This is a genomic window from Chitinophaga sp. CC14, assembly GCF_048957795.1.
GTDB classification, from domain to species: Bacteria; Bacteroidota; Bacteroidia; order Chitinophagales; family Chitinophagaceae; genus Chitinophaga; species Chitinophaga ginsengisegetis.
Genome location: NZ_JARBFY010000005.1, coordinates 623959 through 639840 on the forward strand (window position 1 = coordinate 623959; position 15882 = coordinate 639840).

The following is a 15882-nucleotide window of genomic DNA, read 5'->3' on the forward strand; positions in this document are numbered from 1 at the left end:
CATTCATACTAAAATTACCCTATCCAGTGCAGATAAATAGATACCGGCATCATGGCCAGTATAAACGGCACTATAATGGAAAATATAATACCGCTGTACCTGATGAGCGTATTGTATTTCACATGATTCAGGCCCAATGATTGAAAAGCGCTTTTGAACCCGTGCAATAAGTGCCAGAAAAGCGAGAAACAGCCAATGAGATATATCACAACTTCTACCGGATGATGAAATTTTTCCAGCATCATTTCATACAACGGCAGCTCCTCTCCATGCAGAAACTGATTTGTACGGTTGGGAATCCAGAAATTGGAAGTATGCACTACCAGGAACAACAAAATGACCGTTCCCAGCAATGCCATGCTCCTGCTATACCAGGTGCTGTTGGCGCCCGGTTTGTTTACACGGTATTTCACCGGCCGGGCATCCCTGTTTTTCTTCCATAACCATAAGCCCTGTACAATGTGCGCGATAAACGCCAGCACCAATACAATTTCAATTGTCCGGATTACCACGTTGGTAGCCATAAAATGCGCCCAAAGGGTAAAGGTTTGGCCACCGTCGTTATAAAAGATCATGGCATTAACGAAACAATGCACCACGAGAAAGCTGATCAGAAACAGCCCGGTTGTTGCCATGAGGAATTTCTTACCGATAGAACTTGACAAAAATGTAGTAAACCAGTTCATGATATAATAATGTTTTTAACCGGCTAAAGCCGGGACTAAAGAAGGATGTTATGCTGAGGATATAGTTTCGGTGGAAGATCTTTTTCCTCCAGCAGTTCACGCAATTCTATTTCAATATCGCGGCATATACTGGTGAGCGGTACATCGTTCGCACTGCCTTCAAAAGGATTTTCAGTGCTTTCGCCAATTTGTTCCAGCGAGGTATACATCCAGGAAATCATAATGCTGAAGGGAACCACGAGCCATACCATATGTCCTTTTACCACCCCTTCCACCAACTCATTGAGCTTATCAAAATCCCTCAGCAATCCAAACGGCAGCAGCAGGCAAAAGATCCTGATAAAAAAACTGTTAACCACGGCATATTGCCGCGGATACGGACTATTTTTCACCTGCTCGCTTTTAGCCTGGCTGATATAAAACTCTTTGAGCCCCTTTTCCATTTCAAGAAATTGTGCGATCTGCATCTGCTGCTCATCAAAACTTTTTCGCAATAATTTGCCCTGGTTCGCCAAAATGCGGGCTGCAGTATTACTGGCCGCTAACACCTCTTTTAGTTCCTGGCCGGAAAGATATTTTGCCAGCTCCTTGTCTAACGGCGTTTCCCTTTCTGCCACACGGTAAAACCGTTGGTACTCTGTATTGTGCTTCCTGTCTATTGTTTCCCATGTGCGTGGTGTCCGCATTTCATAGCGAAGCGCCGTTAACCAGGCCATATGACGATAGATCAGCTCCCGTGTTGTAGTTGTATTGGAGAAGAAATCCCTGCTGAATATCCCCCATGACCTGCTAAGGCTCACGATAGATGTCCAAACCTGTTGTGCTTCATTAGTGCGGTTATAGGTCTGTGTGTTTTTGAACCCAACGGTAAATGCGGTGGCAGTGCCCAACAGCGCTACTACCGTCCAGGGGATACTGATCCATTCCAGGCCGCATGTTTCGTATAGTATCACCGGTACAATGCTTATAACCAGCAGTACATATACCTTTCTTCGTGTCCAGAAGAGAAATTCCCCGAATTTGTATGATTTACCTCCATGCATATTTTTAGTCTTTCTGTTTGGTATTGTCAATTTACAATCAACAGGCCAGCAAAAAAATTCATTAGAAATCAGGTGATTATCTTCTAACCAGCAAAAAAATTACACGATATTTCGTTATTTCACTTTCGTATACACGAAATATAGTGTAATTGTTACCTGGTTCACTCCCGGAAATGCCGGGTTTCCTGGTCGCGGGAATGAAACGTGGCAGCCCGTAAGTGAACGGAAACTACCCGGCCAGGAGCAAGTTGCCAGGTAATGCCAGTCCGTGGTAAGAATACCCGTTGGGTGAAATTAAATCACTTAATTTCACCCAACGGGTTAATGCATAACAAGGCGCTGCTTTATCCGTGATCCTGATCAAGAAAACCGGGGATCATTGCCATCAATAAATCTGTTTTTTGTGTTAATGCTGTATGCATGGTTCCCGGCAATATTGCCAGTTGTGAAGCAGGCATTGATAACTCACCTAAGCTCCCGCCACCAAATAATTTGTACAAGGCTAAAATATGCGCTGGTTGAATAATATCCGCATCGCCGGCAATAATCAGGGCAGGCGCCTTAATGCTTCTGATTTCGTCCTCAGGCCAGTCCTGCACTGTTTGTTCAAACGCCCTTACTTTGGCAAGTTGTACGGACCAGTTTCCGGGATTCGCGGCCGTGTTCAGGTACTCCGTTTCATATGGACTCCCCTTCAGAGCTACCTCCATCACTTCCGGGCTAAAAAGGGTTTTAAGATCCGGATGACGTCCGTTGCTGTTGTAACTAACAGAAGCCAGTACAAGTTTCCTGATCACACCAGGTTTGCGGATAGCTACCTGCAAAGCCACTCCGGCACCTGTACTATACCCGAAAATATCTGTTTGAGTGATATTCAAAACATCAAGTAATGCCATCACATCATCTGCAAGTTGTTCATAGGAAAGTGGACGACCTGGGACATCAGTTGTATGGCCATATCCCTGGAATTCAACAGCGATGACCTGCCTTTCTGTGGCAAGTAAAGGAATCAGCTTCCCAAATGCAGTGCTGATTCCGGAAAGCGCGCCGGGCAACAGTAACAGCGGTTTTCCTTCACCATATATTTCATAATACATCTTTAGTCCGTTGACCTCTGCATAGTTACCACAGCTGTCTGTCGTGTTATTGGAAGAAATAATTGTTTTGTTCGTTTGCATGCCTGTTTATTTGCTTCCAAAGTTCTGAACTTGCCGGCAAACAAATCTTGGTGTGCACCAACATCAGAATATCACGTTGTTAAACAGCTTACTGAAATTAGTGGGGTCTATACCCAGGTAAGAGGCGATGTACTTGTGCGGCACAAGCTGAAGCAGGTGCGGGCTTTTCCGGCAAAAAGTTTTGTATCGTTCTTCAATAGTCATTGCACGCAGTTCAATATGGAGATCAATCATACCTGCCAGCATGGCTTCCGTCATTCGCCTGAAGAACCTTTCTATTTGTTGCGATTGGTTAACCACTGTTTGCAGATCGTTGTAAGTGATGTACTCCAATTCGCTGTCCGTCAAACAAACTAAAAAGTATTTCGAAGGTACCTGGAACGAAAAAGACTCTGCTATGGCACATAAAAACGGGAAATAGGTAAAGGCAAGGGTATAGATTTTATCGCCGGTGTCAAAATAAGACATCTGGACACCGCTTTTTACAAAGTAAAGCTGCCGTTGGATCTGTCCGGGAACGGTAATGAACTCCCCTTTCTTAAACGACCTGGTACTAAGGCAATCAGTCAGCAAATGATAGTCTGTTATACTGATGTCGTGAAATTGTCTGAAAAATTCATATCGCTCCATAAAATAGTCCTCTTCATTTTAACTAAAATTCCCGGCAAATATGAAAATAAACAGATTCATTATCTTGCGCAAATGAATTTTGGACAGGATACCTCATTGCATAACCAGGCTTATCACAGATGATATCACCTGGAATAAGTGGAAAGGACAAATACCGGTCATTTACAATGATACAAACTAACCTCAGCGCATAACCTTAATCCCGTAATCCTCTGTTAGTCCGTAATCGTAAATATCATATTCATTCCCTGGCGGCTGCGTTTTCACATTGTACCATTTACCCGGGTCAACCAATCCTGGCGCAGGTTTGTTGTAAAATGGTCCTAAAACATTCTTCAGACTACCGGTTACGGTTACTTCAATCTTATTCGTTCCTTTTTTTACGAATTCCCCGATAGATAGCCTGTTGGGTTCAGCAGTGATAACGCCGGCAAGTACCCCGTTGACCTTTACCGCTGCCACCGTTCCCTTCCATTTACCTAATTCCACGGCGTATGATTTGCCCGGCTCTGTTATAGTAAATGTTTTCGTATAGGTGATACCGTGGCCATATAAAGGTAGTCCCTGCTTATCCCAGTAACCAAACTGTAATGGTTGCGGTTTAACGATGCTCCAGCCGCGTGATGCCGCTTCCAGGCTGAAATCTCCCAAAATATAAACCGGTTCAATTTCAGCATAAACGCTCATAGGGGAAACGGTTACAGCCAGTTCATTATCCCCGGTTTTTAAATAGCGGCCAATCCGGTACACGCCAAAGGAGCGGTCCAGCCACCATTGCCCGGGTTCATTTTTAATGTACTCGCCATTAATCTTTACATCATGCCAAAGTTCCGGCTGCTCTATTACCGCTTTGAAATTCCGGAAATCAACACCGGCGGCTATATTAAAATGATAGACAGCTGTATACCCGGTGCCAACGGAAAAAGTATCCCGGCTTACAATCGCCTGTTTAAATTGGGTACGGTTATTCCAGGGGTTGCCTACGCCATCCGTAAACCCGTGGTGTTTGAAAGCCGTATTGGAAGCTACGCCTACGTGTATACTAGTATAGTTTGAATCCGGCTTATGCAAATGAAGATCGCAAAAATCAATCGTCAGGTTGTTATCAAACGGCCTGCTTATTTTTGTCGCGGAAGCGTTCACGGTAGCCCATTCTGCGGCTGGTGCGTTTATTTTATATTCCGGTAATTTCTTATCCGCAATAAACAGCACCTGGCTTCCGGCGGGCGGGATATTAAAGTCGAAATGCACCTCCTGATCATGCAGCGAATAGTTAATGCGGGAAATATTTCCCGAATTCATATCCATCTGTACCACGTCCTGTCCCCGCATGTGGATGCTGCCTGAAGAGGCTCCGGTCATGCTGGCATTGGTTAACAGCAATAATTCCCCGTTGGCCAGTTTACGGCGCTGATGATAAATGTTACCACCAATGCTGTCGCCTTTTAATCCTGAGATGCTAAAGCCTTCATTATGGAACAGATCCGGTTTCATTTCCGGGATCTGGCTGATGATGGAAAGTTCATTGTTCACTGCTCCATCTACTAATCTTAATTGTTCAAAACAAATCACCTTTCCCCCGGCTGCGATATAGTCTTTCAGTAAACGGAAGGTGGCGCTGTTGATACTTTCCATACCCGGCGGAATCACTACCACCTTGTAAGCCCGTTGTCCTACTACAAAGCTATTGCCATCAACACGGCCATGATCTTTGATCACGTTTTCTGAACCTAAATCATATTCCAGGTGCGACCGCTGCATCTTTGTCACGAAATCATTAAAAGTTTTGGTGATATCGAAGAAACGTTTGTTTTCCGCATCCCTGGCGTAATACATCCAGGCCGAAGTGGTGGGTTCAATTACCAGGATGTTGTTGTACTGCTGTCCTTTGGATAATAGGTAAGACAACCGTGTGAAGTAATGATTCATGAAACGGTAATAGGGCCACCAGGGTTCATGATAAGAGAAGCTGGGCGGATAATCGTATTTACGTGCACCCGTGAGCGTCATAAACGATAAGTGCTGATTCAGGAAGTTAACTCCTAATACAAACTCCCAGTCGGCCAGGCGTTTCATATCCTTGAAGGTAAGCTCCCAACCAGCGCCACCATAGGTTTCAGACAGGGTACGTGTTTTACCCAATTGATTAGCCACACTCCCCAGCTCCCTGACGGCGCGTATATTGCCAAACTGCACCGGTTTATCTTCATTAAACTGGTTGAACAGCATATCAATACCCGGCATTTGATGCCAGGCATACATGGCCATGTTATCTGGCCCATGATAAGGGCTTGGCCAACCATGTTCCCAATAATGCCCCGTCCAGGTAAGCTGATGAGCACTCATATAGGCTGACACAGGTTTAGACCACCGGTCGATAAATAGTTCCAGCAGAACCTGGTAGTAATTATGGCGTACCCGTTTCCAATCACCTGTTTCTTTAAACAGGGACGGCAGATGTAACCTCAGATCGTAGTGCCAGTCTTTATAAAACCGGTCGAACAGATCAGGCGTCCAGCGTACGCAGTTGCGGCCCTCGTTGATGATGGTGGGTTCATCAGAGAAAACGCCTTTGATCGTTTTCCCAAATTCATTGCCCACCACTTTTTCATAACTTTTGTATGCAATGTCGATGAACTTATCCGTAACGCCTTTGGCCATCAGGTCTACATAAGACACGCCAATAGGACCTGCCACCGAGCCCCGGTTGGATCGTTGATAATTTACTTTTTTGAATAACTGGTAATGCCCGGTTTTCCCTTCTTCTTCTTTCAAATTATTCGTTACGTCTTTATAAAATCCATTTTCTTCTTTAAGAAATAAAAAGAAAGCAGAAAGATCATCAGGCAACCGGGTTGCTTCTTCCATATACAACATCTGACCCTGGTTGTAGGCTTCGGGCATTTGCTCTCCCACTAATCCGCCAGCAAAGCCTGTAGGGTATGAGTTTTCGTCGTATATCCAGATATTCAGTCCTAACTTTTTCCCCTGCTGAAGGGCATACTCAAATAAATCAAACCATTCTTTTGATAAGAACTCCGTAATTAACCCGGGCCGTGGATGAATGATCACGCCGCCAAAGTCATTTTTCCGGTAATCATTCAGCATGGAATCGATATTTCTTTTGGTGATTTTCGTATTCCATACCCAGAATGGCACTGTGCCATAATCCCTGCCAGGGCTTTTAAACCCCGCTGCAACCTCTTCAAAACGTTCCAATGGTTGTTGTGCATTGGCATTGGAAGAAATAAATATAGCAGCGGGGAGCAAAGCACTGTACAAGAATAGGCGGATATTTGTTAGCATAGGTTATTTTTTCAGTTTATCGTTATTATCCAGTACGGTACGCGTGATAACACTTCTGCGGCCTGCGGGAGTGATAACAATGGTTTTGAGCGTGATTGTTTTCCCCCTGGGAACCGTAATAGTTACGGGTTCCCGGTATTCGTGATCATAGTCGCCCGGCGGACGGTTATTCAGTGTATAAAATATCCTGGCTCCCGGTACAGGTGATTGTACTTCAAACCTGAAAGTACCGGTTATTATTGTTGAATCCGTGTAATTAAAAACTGTGGGCACGCGGTAGTTGATACCGGCTTTATCGAAGCGCTCCAGGTGTAATGGTAATGCTGTGCCGGCGAAATGTGGATAGTCTTTGGCCGTTTCATCTGACCATCCTGTTTCCGCCAGCGCCAGCATACGTGGCAGCATCATATATTGGAGTTTCGAAACATCAGGGATGTTTTCCGTCCATATGCAGGCTTCCACGCCCATAATGTGTTTACGTTCTTCTCCGGACAATGCAGGGTATTCCGGGTTATACTGATAGGCTTTCCATACCGGCTCGTTGCCTCCGTGGCTGGATGGTTCCTGATCTGAAGCACTCTGCGCATAATCAAAATAAAGCCCGTTACGACTGGGCGCCAGTACGATGTCCAGCCCTTTTCTTATTTGTTCAATGGCGCCCTTTTCGCCAAACCGGTTCATCACCGTGATGCTGTCTTTTGCATTGCCTGCTGCTACTTCATCCCAGGCAATCAGTTTTTTGTGTTTCGACTGAATAATCTTATTCACTCTTGAAATAAAATAAGTTTGCAGCTCATGGGTATCATTGATGTGGTGTTCCTTCATGAAACGCTGCACAACAGGGCTTTTATCCCAAAAGCCTTTGTAACATTCATCTCCGCCAACATGAATGTACGGGTAAGGGAACAATGCTGCTACTTCACCGAATACTTTATCAAGAAACTTGTAAACCCGTTCATCCGTGGGGTTGAGGGAATTATCTACATACATTTCAAAACCTCCCGAGGGAAACCATTTGGCGAAGCTGCTGCCAGGGTTCACTTTGATATCAGGATTCTGCGTAACGCACAGCTCAGGATAGGTTGCTATGGCAGCCATAGAATGACCCGGCACGTCAATTTCAGGCAATATATCGATGTGTCTTTCAGCAGCGTAGCGGATAATTTCCTTCACCTGCTCCTGGGTGTAAAATCCGCCATCGGTGGCGGCTTCGCCGGGTTGTGGTGGCAGGGTATTGCCGCCGAACTCGATGCGTGGCACACGCCAGGCGCCCACTTTCGTTAGCTCAGGACAACTTTTGATTTCCAGCCGCCATCCCTGGTCGTCGGTAAGATGCCAGTGAAAACGGTTCAGTTTATAGTAAGCCATCAGGTCGAGCAGGTCTTTGATCTGTTCTACCGTAAAGAAATGCCGGGAAACATCCAGCATGAGTCCGCGGTAACCGAAGCGGGGAGCGTCTTCTATGGTAAGACAAGGAATGGCTGCCGTTCCGTTTGTTGATGCGGGCAACAACTGCAACAAGGTTTGCATCCCATAAAACAAGCCCGCGTTTCTGCCGGTGAGGGTAATGCGGTTTGGTGTTACCGACAGCCGGTATCCTTCTGCGGGGAGTTGTTCTGCACCAGTGGTAGTGATGAACAGTTCCGGCTGCGAGCCCGTGGTACCTGTTACTACCTTGTTGCTGAACTTCCAGGTGCTGAGCAAACGATCTGTGAAATACTCTACCACGTGCTTTTCGGGAACATCTGTCCGGATCAGTGTATTGGCGTTGAAGAGAAAGCTGCCCGTATCCATTTTTACAGAACGCGGCATAGGAATCAGCGCCGGTGTGGCCTGCTGCGCAACACTTCTGCCGGCACCAAAGCCCAGTAACACCAGGCAACAGGTATATATCTTTTTGCTAAAGTACATTACTGATAATTGTCGTAAACTATTTTTATTTTATAGAAACAGGCACCGTTCACTATTCTCGATCCCTGCCAATCCCCGCCTGATGTATAGAAATCAACTGTGCTGGAAGACCAGTTGTTGAGCGGGCAACTGATGGCAGGACGCGGATTTTTATTTGCGTCGGGCCGCACCAGTACAATCTGCCCGCTGGGTTGGTTCCCCATGCCTTTTACAAAGGTCAGGTTGTTTGTGGGCGACATGGAAAAGGTTTTTGTAGTTTTATTAAAGACATATTCCCCTCCGTTGGTAGTAACCCATAACAGGTTGGTATTGCCATAGTACGCGCTTACTTCATGGCCCCAGGCAGAAGGCAATGTAACGCGGTACTGTTTTAGTTCCGTTAATTCGGGGTTGGCAGCAGTGCCGCCAACAGCCAGTGCGGTGAGGATGTGTGTATTGCCGGATAAGTCCTGGCCGGTAACCCATAATCCATTAATCAACGGGTCCCATAATACGGCATGTGCCGCGCCCAGCGTAAACTCCGCGTAGGTGTTGTTATCAGCTCCCTGTGAAGAAGCATACACCCTGACCCAGTTACCATCAGACGCCGCGAGGGCGATGTTACCATTAGGCAACAGTTCTGCCGAATGCAGGTTGCCACCGATCACTTTTGACCATACCCGCTGTCCGGATGGATAGGCAATCAACGCCGCCATACCGTTGTCGCTGATTACTGCATAGCTGGCATCCTGCCAGATTTTCATTTTCCGCACTTTGAAATCGGTACCGCCGCCAAAGCTCTTAATTTCATTTGTACTGAAACCCAGTGCCGTAGTAGGCGACCATCTCCACTTTTTTGCGTCCGCGGAATTCCAGTCTGTGATCATCGGATCATAAATCTCTATCTGCTTAGAGGCATCATTGGTTAATGCCAGCTGCAGTCCAGGATAGGACTGCACGACTGGCGGATTATTTGTGGGACCGGGATCTGTATTGGTTCCTGATTTTTTACTACAGGCCATTTGAAAAATAGCCAAAGCAATAGCAGCGCCTATCCATATTATTCTTCTCATCGTATCAATAATAGTTTGGATCAAATGCTTTCGCTTTATAAATAGCGGCTCCGCTTACAGTACGGGAGCCCGTTGCAGCGCCGGTGGTGGCATTATAAAAATTAACTGTGGACGTACACCAATTCCTGGTGGAATACAACGGGCAGCCAGTGCTGGGTCGTGTTTCTATAAGCGTATTCTGTCCGGGTTGACTGCTAATAGCTTTCGTAAAGGTTCCATATGCCGCTCCAGGCATGTCACTGAAGGTTTCGCTGGATATATGAAAAATATGAACACCTCCATTGGTGGTAACCAGCAACTGGTCCGGGTTATTCACATCGGCTGCAAGGTCGTGCCCCCAGGGGCTTGGCAAAGTGTCATAAGAAGTATCCAAACGCAACTTAGGGTTTGTGATGGTGCCGCCGGATCCGGGAGGATTATAACTGTATTTTCTCAGCGAATTTCCCAGCGCCCAGAGCACCTGGTGCGTGGCATCCCAAAGTACTGCATGAACGGAGGTGTAAAAGTATTGTGTGTATACGCCATGATTGGGTGATGGCTGTGATGATGAATAGATACGGATCCATCCCTGCGGCCATGTTTTCCCGGCGCTGGCAACCACACAGTTGCCGTCAGGCAGTATTTCCATTGCATGCAGGCTGGTGGTGTCATTAAAACCCATTACCCACAGCTTCTGCCCTTTAGTACCCGTACCTGTGTAACGGGCTATGGTGGCCAACCTGTAGGAAGTGGCGGTAATCACCTGCGCGGTACCTGCAAATACGGTATTGTTCCTCACCTTGATGTCTGTAGGCGCCGTCCAGAGAGGTATTTCACTGGTGGCATTGTACGACAGTGCAGTGGTGGGTTTCCAGGTCCATTTAGGCGTAGTCCAGGCAGCATCCGCGGGATCATACACCTCAATGGTGTTTGGAACTTCATTGGTAATCGCCACCCAGCAACAGGTGGCCAGTTCTGTTTTGGGTTGCACCTTTTCCGGCGATTGATCCTCGACTTGCATCTGATCTGTCCGCCGGGAACAGGAAACTACGAGTAAAGCGAATACAATTGCTTTCCAATTCACACAGGTAGATCGCAGGCAGGATTTACCCGCCTTCATCATAATGTTTTTCATGACTGTGAGTTTTAGTTAGTAACCTGGGTTCTGAGTAAGTTTATCGTTCAGTAATACTTCTGCATTAGGTATCGGAAACAGCAGCCGGTTCTGGGTAACATTATAACTTCCTGCCTGCAGATAACTATACTTTGCCTTTTGTTGAACACCAAAGGCATTCATCACGGTGATAGCGTTGCCTGTCCGCACCAGGTCGAGCCAGCGTTTATTTTCAAAGGCCAGTTCCACTCTTCTTTCTTTTAAAATAGCTGTTTGCAATGCTGCCTGGTTGGTGCTGGTGATATTGTGCAACGCATCCCCAAAGGCGCGTTCTCTTACTGCGTTCAGATAAGGCAATGCTTCACCTGATTTGCCCTGTTGATTCAGGCTTTCCGCCAGCAGCAATAGAACTTCTGAATAGCGGTAAACCGGCCAGTTATCATTGGTTTGATTACCGATCGTATGCGTATGCAGGTATTTTTTTGGAAACGGCCGTCCTACTTTGCCTGCCGGCGCAACATAATCAACGGCTGATTTAACCGCAGTAGCTGTAAAATCATCGGTGGCATTAAATGTACCTTCTGCTATAGCGATGGAGGCATCGAGGCGCTGATCGCCCGATTCATATGCGCTGATCAGGTCCTGTGTAGGCGTATTAAAGCCACCTACCGTGGTAACGCTGTTAAAGTTTACGCCAGTGACCACGGTAGTGTTAACCATACGCGGTAAAAAATTGTAAACAGATGCCTCTACGTTAGCCTGTGGCACGGCCAGCCCGGTGTTGAACTGGATCTCAAATATAGATTCCTTACCGTTTTTATTATTCAGCTGAAATGCATCGCCATAACTTGAAAACAACGCATAGCCCATTGCAGTTACCTGTTTTAAAGCACCTTCAGCGAGGTCATATTTTTTCAGGGTAAGATATACGTCGCCCAACAGGGTGAGCGCTGCACCCTTTGTAGCGCGCCCGGTTTGCGGAAAAGTGGTGGCGCTCAGTTTGGCGGCTGCATCGGTAGCATCAGCAACGATCAGGTCATACACTTCCTGCACGGAAGAGCGCGGGATATAAGTCTCTTCACGGCTAAGCGGCGCACGCTTATAGATAGGTATTCCGCCATAAAAACGCACCAGGTCGAAATATACCAGGGCACGGATAAACTTCGCCTGGCCCAGGATAGCATTGCGATTGGCATCAGACAACTTAATATCATCAATATGATCTATGATCACATTTGCTGCTGATATGGCGTTAAAACCTAAATTCCACTTTGGAGGTGTCTGGTTATTATATTTATCATCCAGAAAATCTGCTACGGCATAACGGTTTACGGTGGCTACTGCCTGGTCAGATGATTTATAATCGTAGTGCGTGTTATCTGAACGCATTTCGCCCATTACCCAGGCGCTTCTGTTATTATAAAGCCCGCGTAACTGGCTATAGGCGCCGTTCACGGCCAGGTCATAATCGTTCTGGGTTTTGAAGTAGTTGCCCAATGTTACATTGTTGGGATTGACTTCGGAGAGAAATTTCTTACAGGATATCTCCACCAAACTCAGTATCACTAATATTAAACAGGAAATCTTTTTCATTTTTACTGATTTTTAAAGACCGAGATTCAAGCCAAACGTAAATGTTCTTTGCAGTGGATAAGCACCAAGATCCTGCCCCTGCTGCGTTACAAGTGCCAGCCCGCCTGCGCTTACTTCGGGGTTGCCCGGGTAACTGGTGAAGATGTATACATTTTGTGCTGATGCATACACTCTTAAGCTTTTGATAACAGGTGTCCTGAATTTTCTCAGCATATACCCGAGTGTGATATTGTTGATTGTGAGATGGGAGGCATCATAAACAAACAGCGTATTATCGGTACGGTATGCAGCTGTGGTGTTAGCCAGAGTGCGCGCCACTTTTCCATTACCCGGATTGGCCTCGGAGCGCCAGCGATCGAGTAATTCCGGCGGACCATTAAACACGCCGTCCAGGTTGTACGTACTTTCCTGCATACCATTTTTCAGCTTGTTGCCGTAAGTACCTGATATAGCGATATTCAGATCAAAGTTTTGGTACTGAAAGGTGTTGCTTAAACCAAATATAAATTTGGGATTAGGATCTCCGATCACAGTCTGATCATCCGGGAAAGTGATCTTGCCATCGCCGTTTAAATCTTTAAACCTCACTGTTCCTGCCTGGGAGAGCGTAGTGGTGCCGGTTCCATAATATTTAGGTCCGGCGTCGGCTTCCGCCTGATTTTTGAAGATGCCGTCAAATATATATCCATAAAACTGGCCGATAGGCTTACCAACAAGTGTCCGGTAGTCGGTGAATTCAGATAATGTCCTTGTCGGGTTGTCGGCAAAGGAAATATTATTTAACCCAATTCTTTTAACAAGATTTCTGTTAAAAGAGATATTAAAATCTGTGTTCCATTTAAGTTTTCCAACCAGGTTTTTAGTGCTTACAATAAACTCATGTCCCCATTGGCTGATATCTCCCAGGTTATCCTGCACGGTTGAAAAACCCGAAGATTGCGGAACAGGTAGTACGAATAACAATCCAGTCGTCAGCTTATTATAATAATCATAAGAGAAATTAATCCGGTTGTCAAACAGACCCAGATCAAAACCTACATCAAATTGCTGGTTACGTTCCCAGGCCAGGTTCGGGTTACCCAAACTGGTTTGTACTTTTCCAGGAGCCAGGCCGCCTGAAAAAGTATAATTGGCATTACTAATACCTGGTACGGTGGTATAGTTACCTATCTCATTCATACCGGTTAAACCGAAGGTGGCTCTTAGTTTCAGTAAACTCAGGTTCGGCACATTTTTGAGGAAGGACTCATCACTCACTATCCAGCCTGCACCAATAGAAGGGAAGGTACCCCATTTGTTATTGTCCCCGAAACGTGACGACCCGTCTCTCCGGATGGTAGCCTGCAAAAGGTAGCGTTCTTTATAGCTGTAGTTTAAACGACCCAGGAGCGATGCCATTGTCCAGGCATTAAAGCTGGAAGTATTGGTAGTAAAACGGGTAGCAGCACTTAAATAAGAAACGCTGTTATCCGGAAAATCGCGGCCAACCATATCGCTTGCAAAACCTGTAGACCGCTGTACGGTAAAACCACCCAGTAAATCCAGTGAATGATCTTTACCAAATTGCCGCCGGTAGTTCAATGTATTTTCATTCAGCCAGGAGTAATCATTATTAACTATTGATTCCCCCAAAGCAGTGTTATTGCCTGGCGGCGGATTTTCCATAGGTATTGCGTTAAAGCCGCCTATTGAAGTAGATGGAATAAACCTGTTGCGGGTCATGTTCCCAAGGTCGGCGCTACCAGATGTGCGGAAGGTGAGATGATCGGTAATTTTTACTTCTGCAAACAAATTGGCCAATACGCGCAACCTGTTAGCGTCATCTTTCACTTCGAGCAGTTGCCTCAGCGGGTTGGCCCATACAAACTGGTTGGTAAACCCTGAAATACCCAGGGCCAGCGAACCATCCGGGTTATAAGGAGAGCCCATTGTAGGCATCATGGAGGCAGATGCAAAAATAGCACGCTGGCCATCCACGTTAAAGCCGTCCCCCTGCCTGTTGTTATGCTCCAGTTGCAGAGAAGGTGCAACACCAAAGCCCACCTTCACCCGCTTGCCAGGGTTGAAATCACCATTCACGCGCAATGAAAAACGCTTATAGCCGGTATTTACAAGGATACCCTGCTGGTCAAAATAGCCAGCCACGATACTGTAGGCAGCCTTATCGTTACCTGCATTGATAGACAGGCTATAGTTCTGCACAGGCGCATTCCTGGTCAGCACGCTGAACCAGTCCGTACCTTCGCCATATTGTTCAGGGTTCTGATATACCGCAGGTATACCGCCGGTGTAGCCTTCGTATTTGATCTTATCTTCATAAAAACCTTTCATGTAAGTAGCCAGTTGCGTGGCGTTCATAACCGGCGGGATCAGTTCACGCATCATTGAGGCGGTGCCGTAATAGGAATTGAAATTTATTTGCGTAGCGCCGGATTTCCCTCTTTTGGTAGTAATGATTATCACACCGTTGGCGGCGCGTGAACCGTATAAAGCGGTGGAGGCGGCATCTTTCAGAATAGTAAACGACTCGATTTCGTCGGGGTTAATGTTGTTGATGTTATCGGGGTTAGCCGGCATAGGCTGTCCGTCTACCACTACCAATGGGCGCACGCTGGAGGTAAATGATGCGGCGCCGCGTACGCGCAGGTCCATCCCCTGCCCTGGCCGGCCGGTAGTTTGCGCTACCTGGGCGCCCGGCAACTTGCCTTGTAACCTTTCCGCGAAAGTACCCGTTGGCTGATCTTTAATATCAGTGGCAGATAGCTTTGCTACCGAGCCTATAATTTCGCGCGAACTTTGTTTGCCATAAGCAACTACTACCTCGGTAAGCTGTGAGGTGGATTGTTCGAGCTGCACATTGATAACAGTCTGCCCATTGATCGGTACTTCTTTGGGGGTGTAACCCAGGTATTTGAATGACAACACGCCGCCTCCATCAGGCACACTGAGCGTATAGGTACCATCAGCTTGCGTGGCAGTTCCGATCTGGGAGTCTTTCAGCCTTACGGCAACGCCGGGTATCGGGTGATTCTCGGTATCGGTAACGCGTCCTTTGATGGTCATGTTAACCACTGTTAGTTCGGGTTTACGCGTTACCACGATTGTGTTTTCATGAATTGAATAGGTATAGGGCTGACTGGCGAAACTTTTCCGCAGTACTTCTTCCACAGTGGCATTGGTTACCTGTAAGGCTACCGGCTGTGCATCTTTTAAAATTTCAACATTCCACACAACATTATAACCCGTTTGCTTGCGGATCTGACGGAATACTTCCCGGAGAGTGATCTGTTTGGCTGATAACGTAACCTTTTGGGCATAACCGGAGGCGCTGACTTCCATTAACGCTGCGATCATTAAAACAAAGGTAAGTTTCATAATCAACAGGAATTT

Annotated in this window: 10 protein-coding genes; all 10 read right to left on the bottom strand. The window is 46.5% G+C overall.

What is annotated here, in order from left to right; all coding sequences use genetic code 11:
• Window positions 1-14: 14 nt before the first annotated feature.
• The 10 genes from PV783_RS22135 to PV783_RS22180 all read right to left on the bottom strand — a co-directional run bounded on the left by PV783_RS22135 (window position 15) and on the right by PV783_RS22180 (window position 15867).
• Window positions 15-686 (bottom strand): succinate dehydrogenase cytochrome b subunit, encoded by a 672-nt coding sequence (locus PV783_RS22135; protein WP_420989599.1) that lies wholly within the window; start codon window positions 684-686, stop codon window positions 15-17.
• Between the two features lie 35 nt (window positions 687-721).
• Window positions 722-1729, bottom strand: a complete 1008-nt coding sequence (locus PV783_RS22140; RefSeq protein ID WP_420989600.1) for a bestrophin family protein — start codon at window positions 1727-1729, stop codon at window positions 722-724.
• 344 nt (window positions 1730-2073) lie between these two features.
• Window positions 2074-2907, bottom strand: a complete 834-nt coding sequence (locus PV783_RS22145) for an alpha/beta fold hydrolase (RefSeq protein WP_420989601.1) — start codon at window positions 2905-2907, stop codon at window positions 2074-2076.
• A 63-nt stretch (window positions 2908-2970) separates the two neighbouring features.
• Entirely contained in the window at window positions 2971-3537 is a 567-nt protein-coding gene (locus PV783_RS22150; protein WP_420989602.1) for a Crp/Fnr family transcriptional regulator, read from the bottom strand.
• A gap of 183 nt (window positions 3538-3720) precedes the next feature.
• Window positions 3721-6843 (bottom strand): glycosyl hydrolase, encoded by a 3123-nt coding sequence (locus PV783_RS22155; RefSeq protein ID WP_420989603.1) that lies wholly within the window; start codon window positions 6841-6843, stop codon window positions 3721-3723.
• 3 nt (window positions 6844-6846) lie between these two features.
• Window positions 6847-8754 carry a beta-N-acetylhexosaminidase gene (locus PV783_RS22160; RefSeq protein ID WP_420989604.1) on the bottom strand — a complete coding sequence of 636 codons (1908 nt, stop codon included), beginning with the start codon at window positions 8752-8754 and terminating at the stop codon, window positions 6847-6849.
• Window positions 8754-9806, bottom strand: a complete 1053-nt coding sequence (locus tag PV783_RS22165) for a DUF6528 family protein (RefSeq protein WP_420989605.1) — start codon at window positions 9804-9806, stop codon at window positions 8754-8756. The genes PV783_RS22160 and PV783_RS22165 overlap by 1 nt, the downstream gene beginning before the upstream one ends.
• Before the next feature lie 4 nt (window positions 9807-9810).
• Complete coding sequence (locus PV783_RS22170) at window positions 9811-10920, bottom strand: hypothetical protein (protein ID WP_420989606.1); 1110 nt, start codon at window positions 10918-10920, stop codon at window positions 9811-9813.
• 15 nt (window positions 10921-10935) lie between these two features.
• Window positions 10936-12492, bottom strand: coding sequence for a RagB/SusD family nutrient uptake outer membrane protein (locus PV783_RS22175; protein WP_420989607.1), 1557 nt, complete (start codon window positions 12490-12492; stop codon window positions 10936-10938).
• Window positions 12493-12504: 12 nt separating this feature from the next.
• On the bottom strand, window positions 12505-15867 hold the full coding sequence (locus PV783_RS22180; protein ID WP_420989608.1) for a TonB-dependent receptor: 3363 nt from the start codon (window positions 15865-15867) through the stop codon (window positions 12505-12507).
• Between the last annotated feature and the right edge of the window lie 15 nt (window positions 15868-15882).

Bases quoted from the DNA above. Each gene is read 5' to 3' on its own strand.
- PV783_RS22150 (WP_420989602.1), bottom strand. From the start codon at position 3,537: ATGGAGCGATATGAATTTTTCAGACAATTTCACGACATCAGTATAACA.
- PV783_RS22160 (WP_420989604.1), bottom strand. From the start codon at position 8,754: ATGTACTTTAGCAAAAAGATATATACCTGTTGCCTGGTGTTACTGGGC.
- PV783_RS22165 (WP_420989605.1), bottom strand. From the start codon at position 9,806: ATGAGAAGAATAATATGGATAGGCGCTGCTATTGCTTTGGCTATTTTT.
- PV783_RS22170 (WP_420989606.1), bottom strand. From the start codon at position 10,920: ATGAAAAACATTATGATGAAGGCGGGTAAATCCTGCCTGCGATCTACC.
- PV783_RS22135 (WP_420989599.1), bottom strand. From the start codon at position 686: ATGAACTGGTTTACTACATTTTTGTCAAGTTCTATCGGTAAGAAATTC.
- PV783_RS22140 (WP_420989600.1), bottom strand. From the start codon at position 1,729: ATGCATGGAGGTAAATCATACAAATTCGGGGAATTTCTCTTCTGGACA.
- PV783_RS22175 (WP_420989607.1), bottom strand. From the start codon at position 12,492: ATGAAAAAGATTTCCTGTTTAATATTAGTGATACTGAGTTTGGTGGAG.
- PV783_RS22180 (WP_420989608.1), bottom strand. From the start codon at position 15,867: ATGAAACTTACCTTTGTTTTAATGATCGCAGCGTTAATGGAAGTCAGC.
- PV783_RS22155 (WP_420989603.1), bottom strand. From the start codon at position 6,843: ATGCTAACAAATATCCGCCTATTCTTGTACAGTGCTTTGCTCCCCGCT.
- PV783_RS22145 (WP_420989601.1), bottom strand. From the start codon at position 2,907: ATGCAAACGAACAAAACAATTATTTCTTCCAATAACACGACAGACAGC.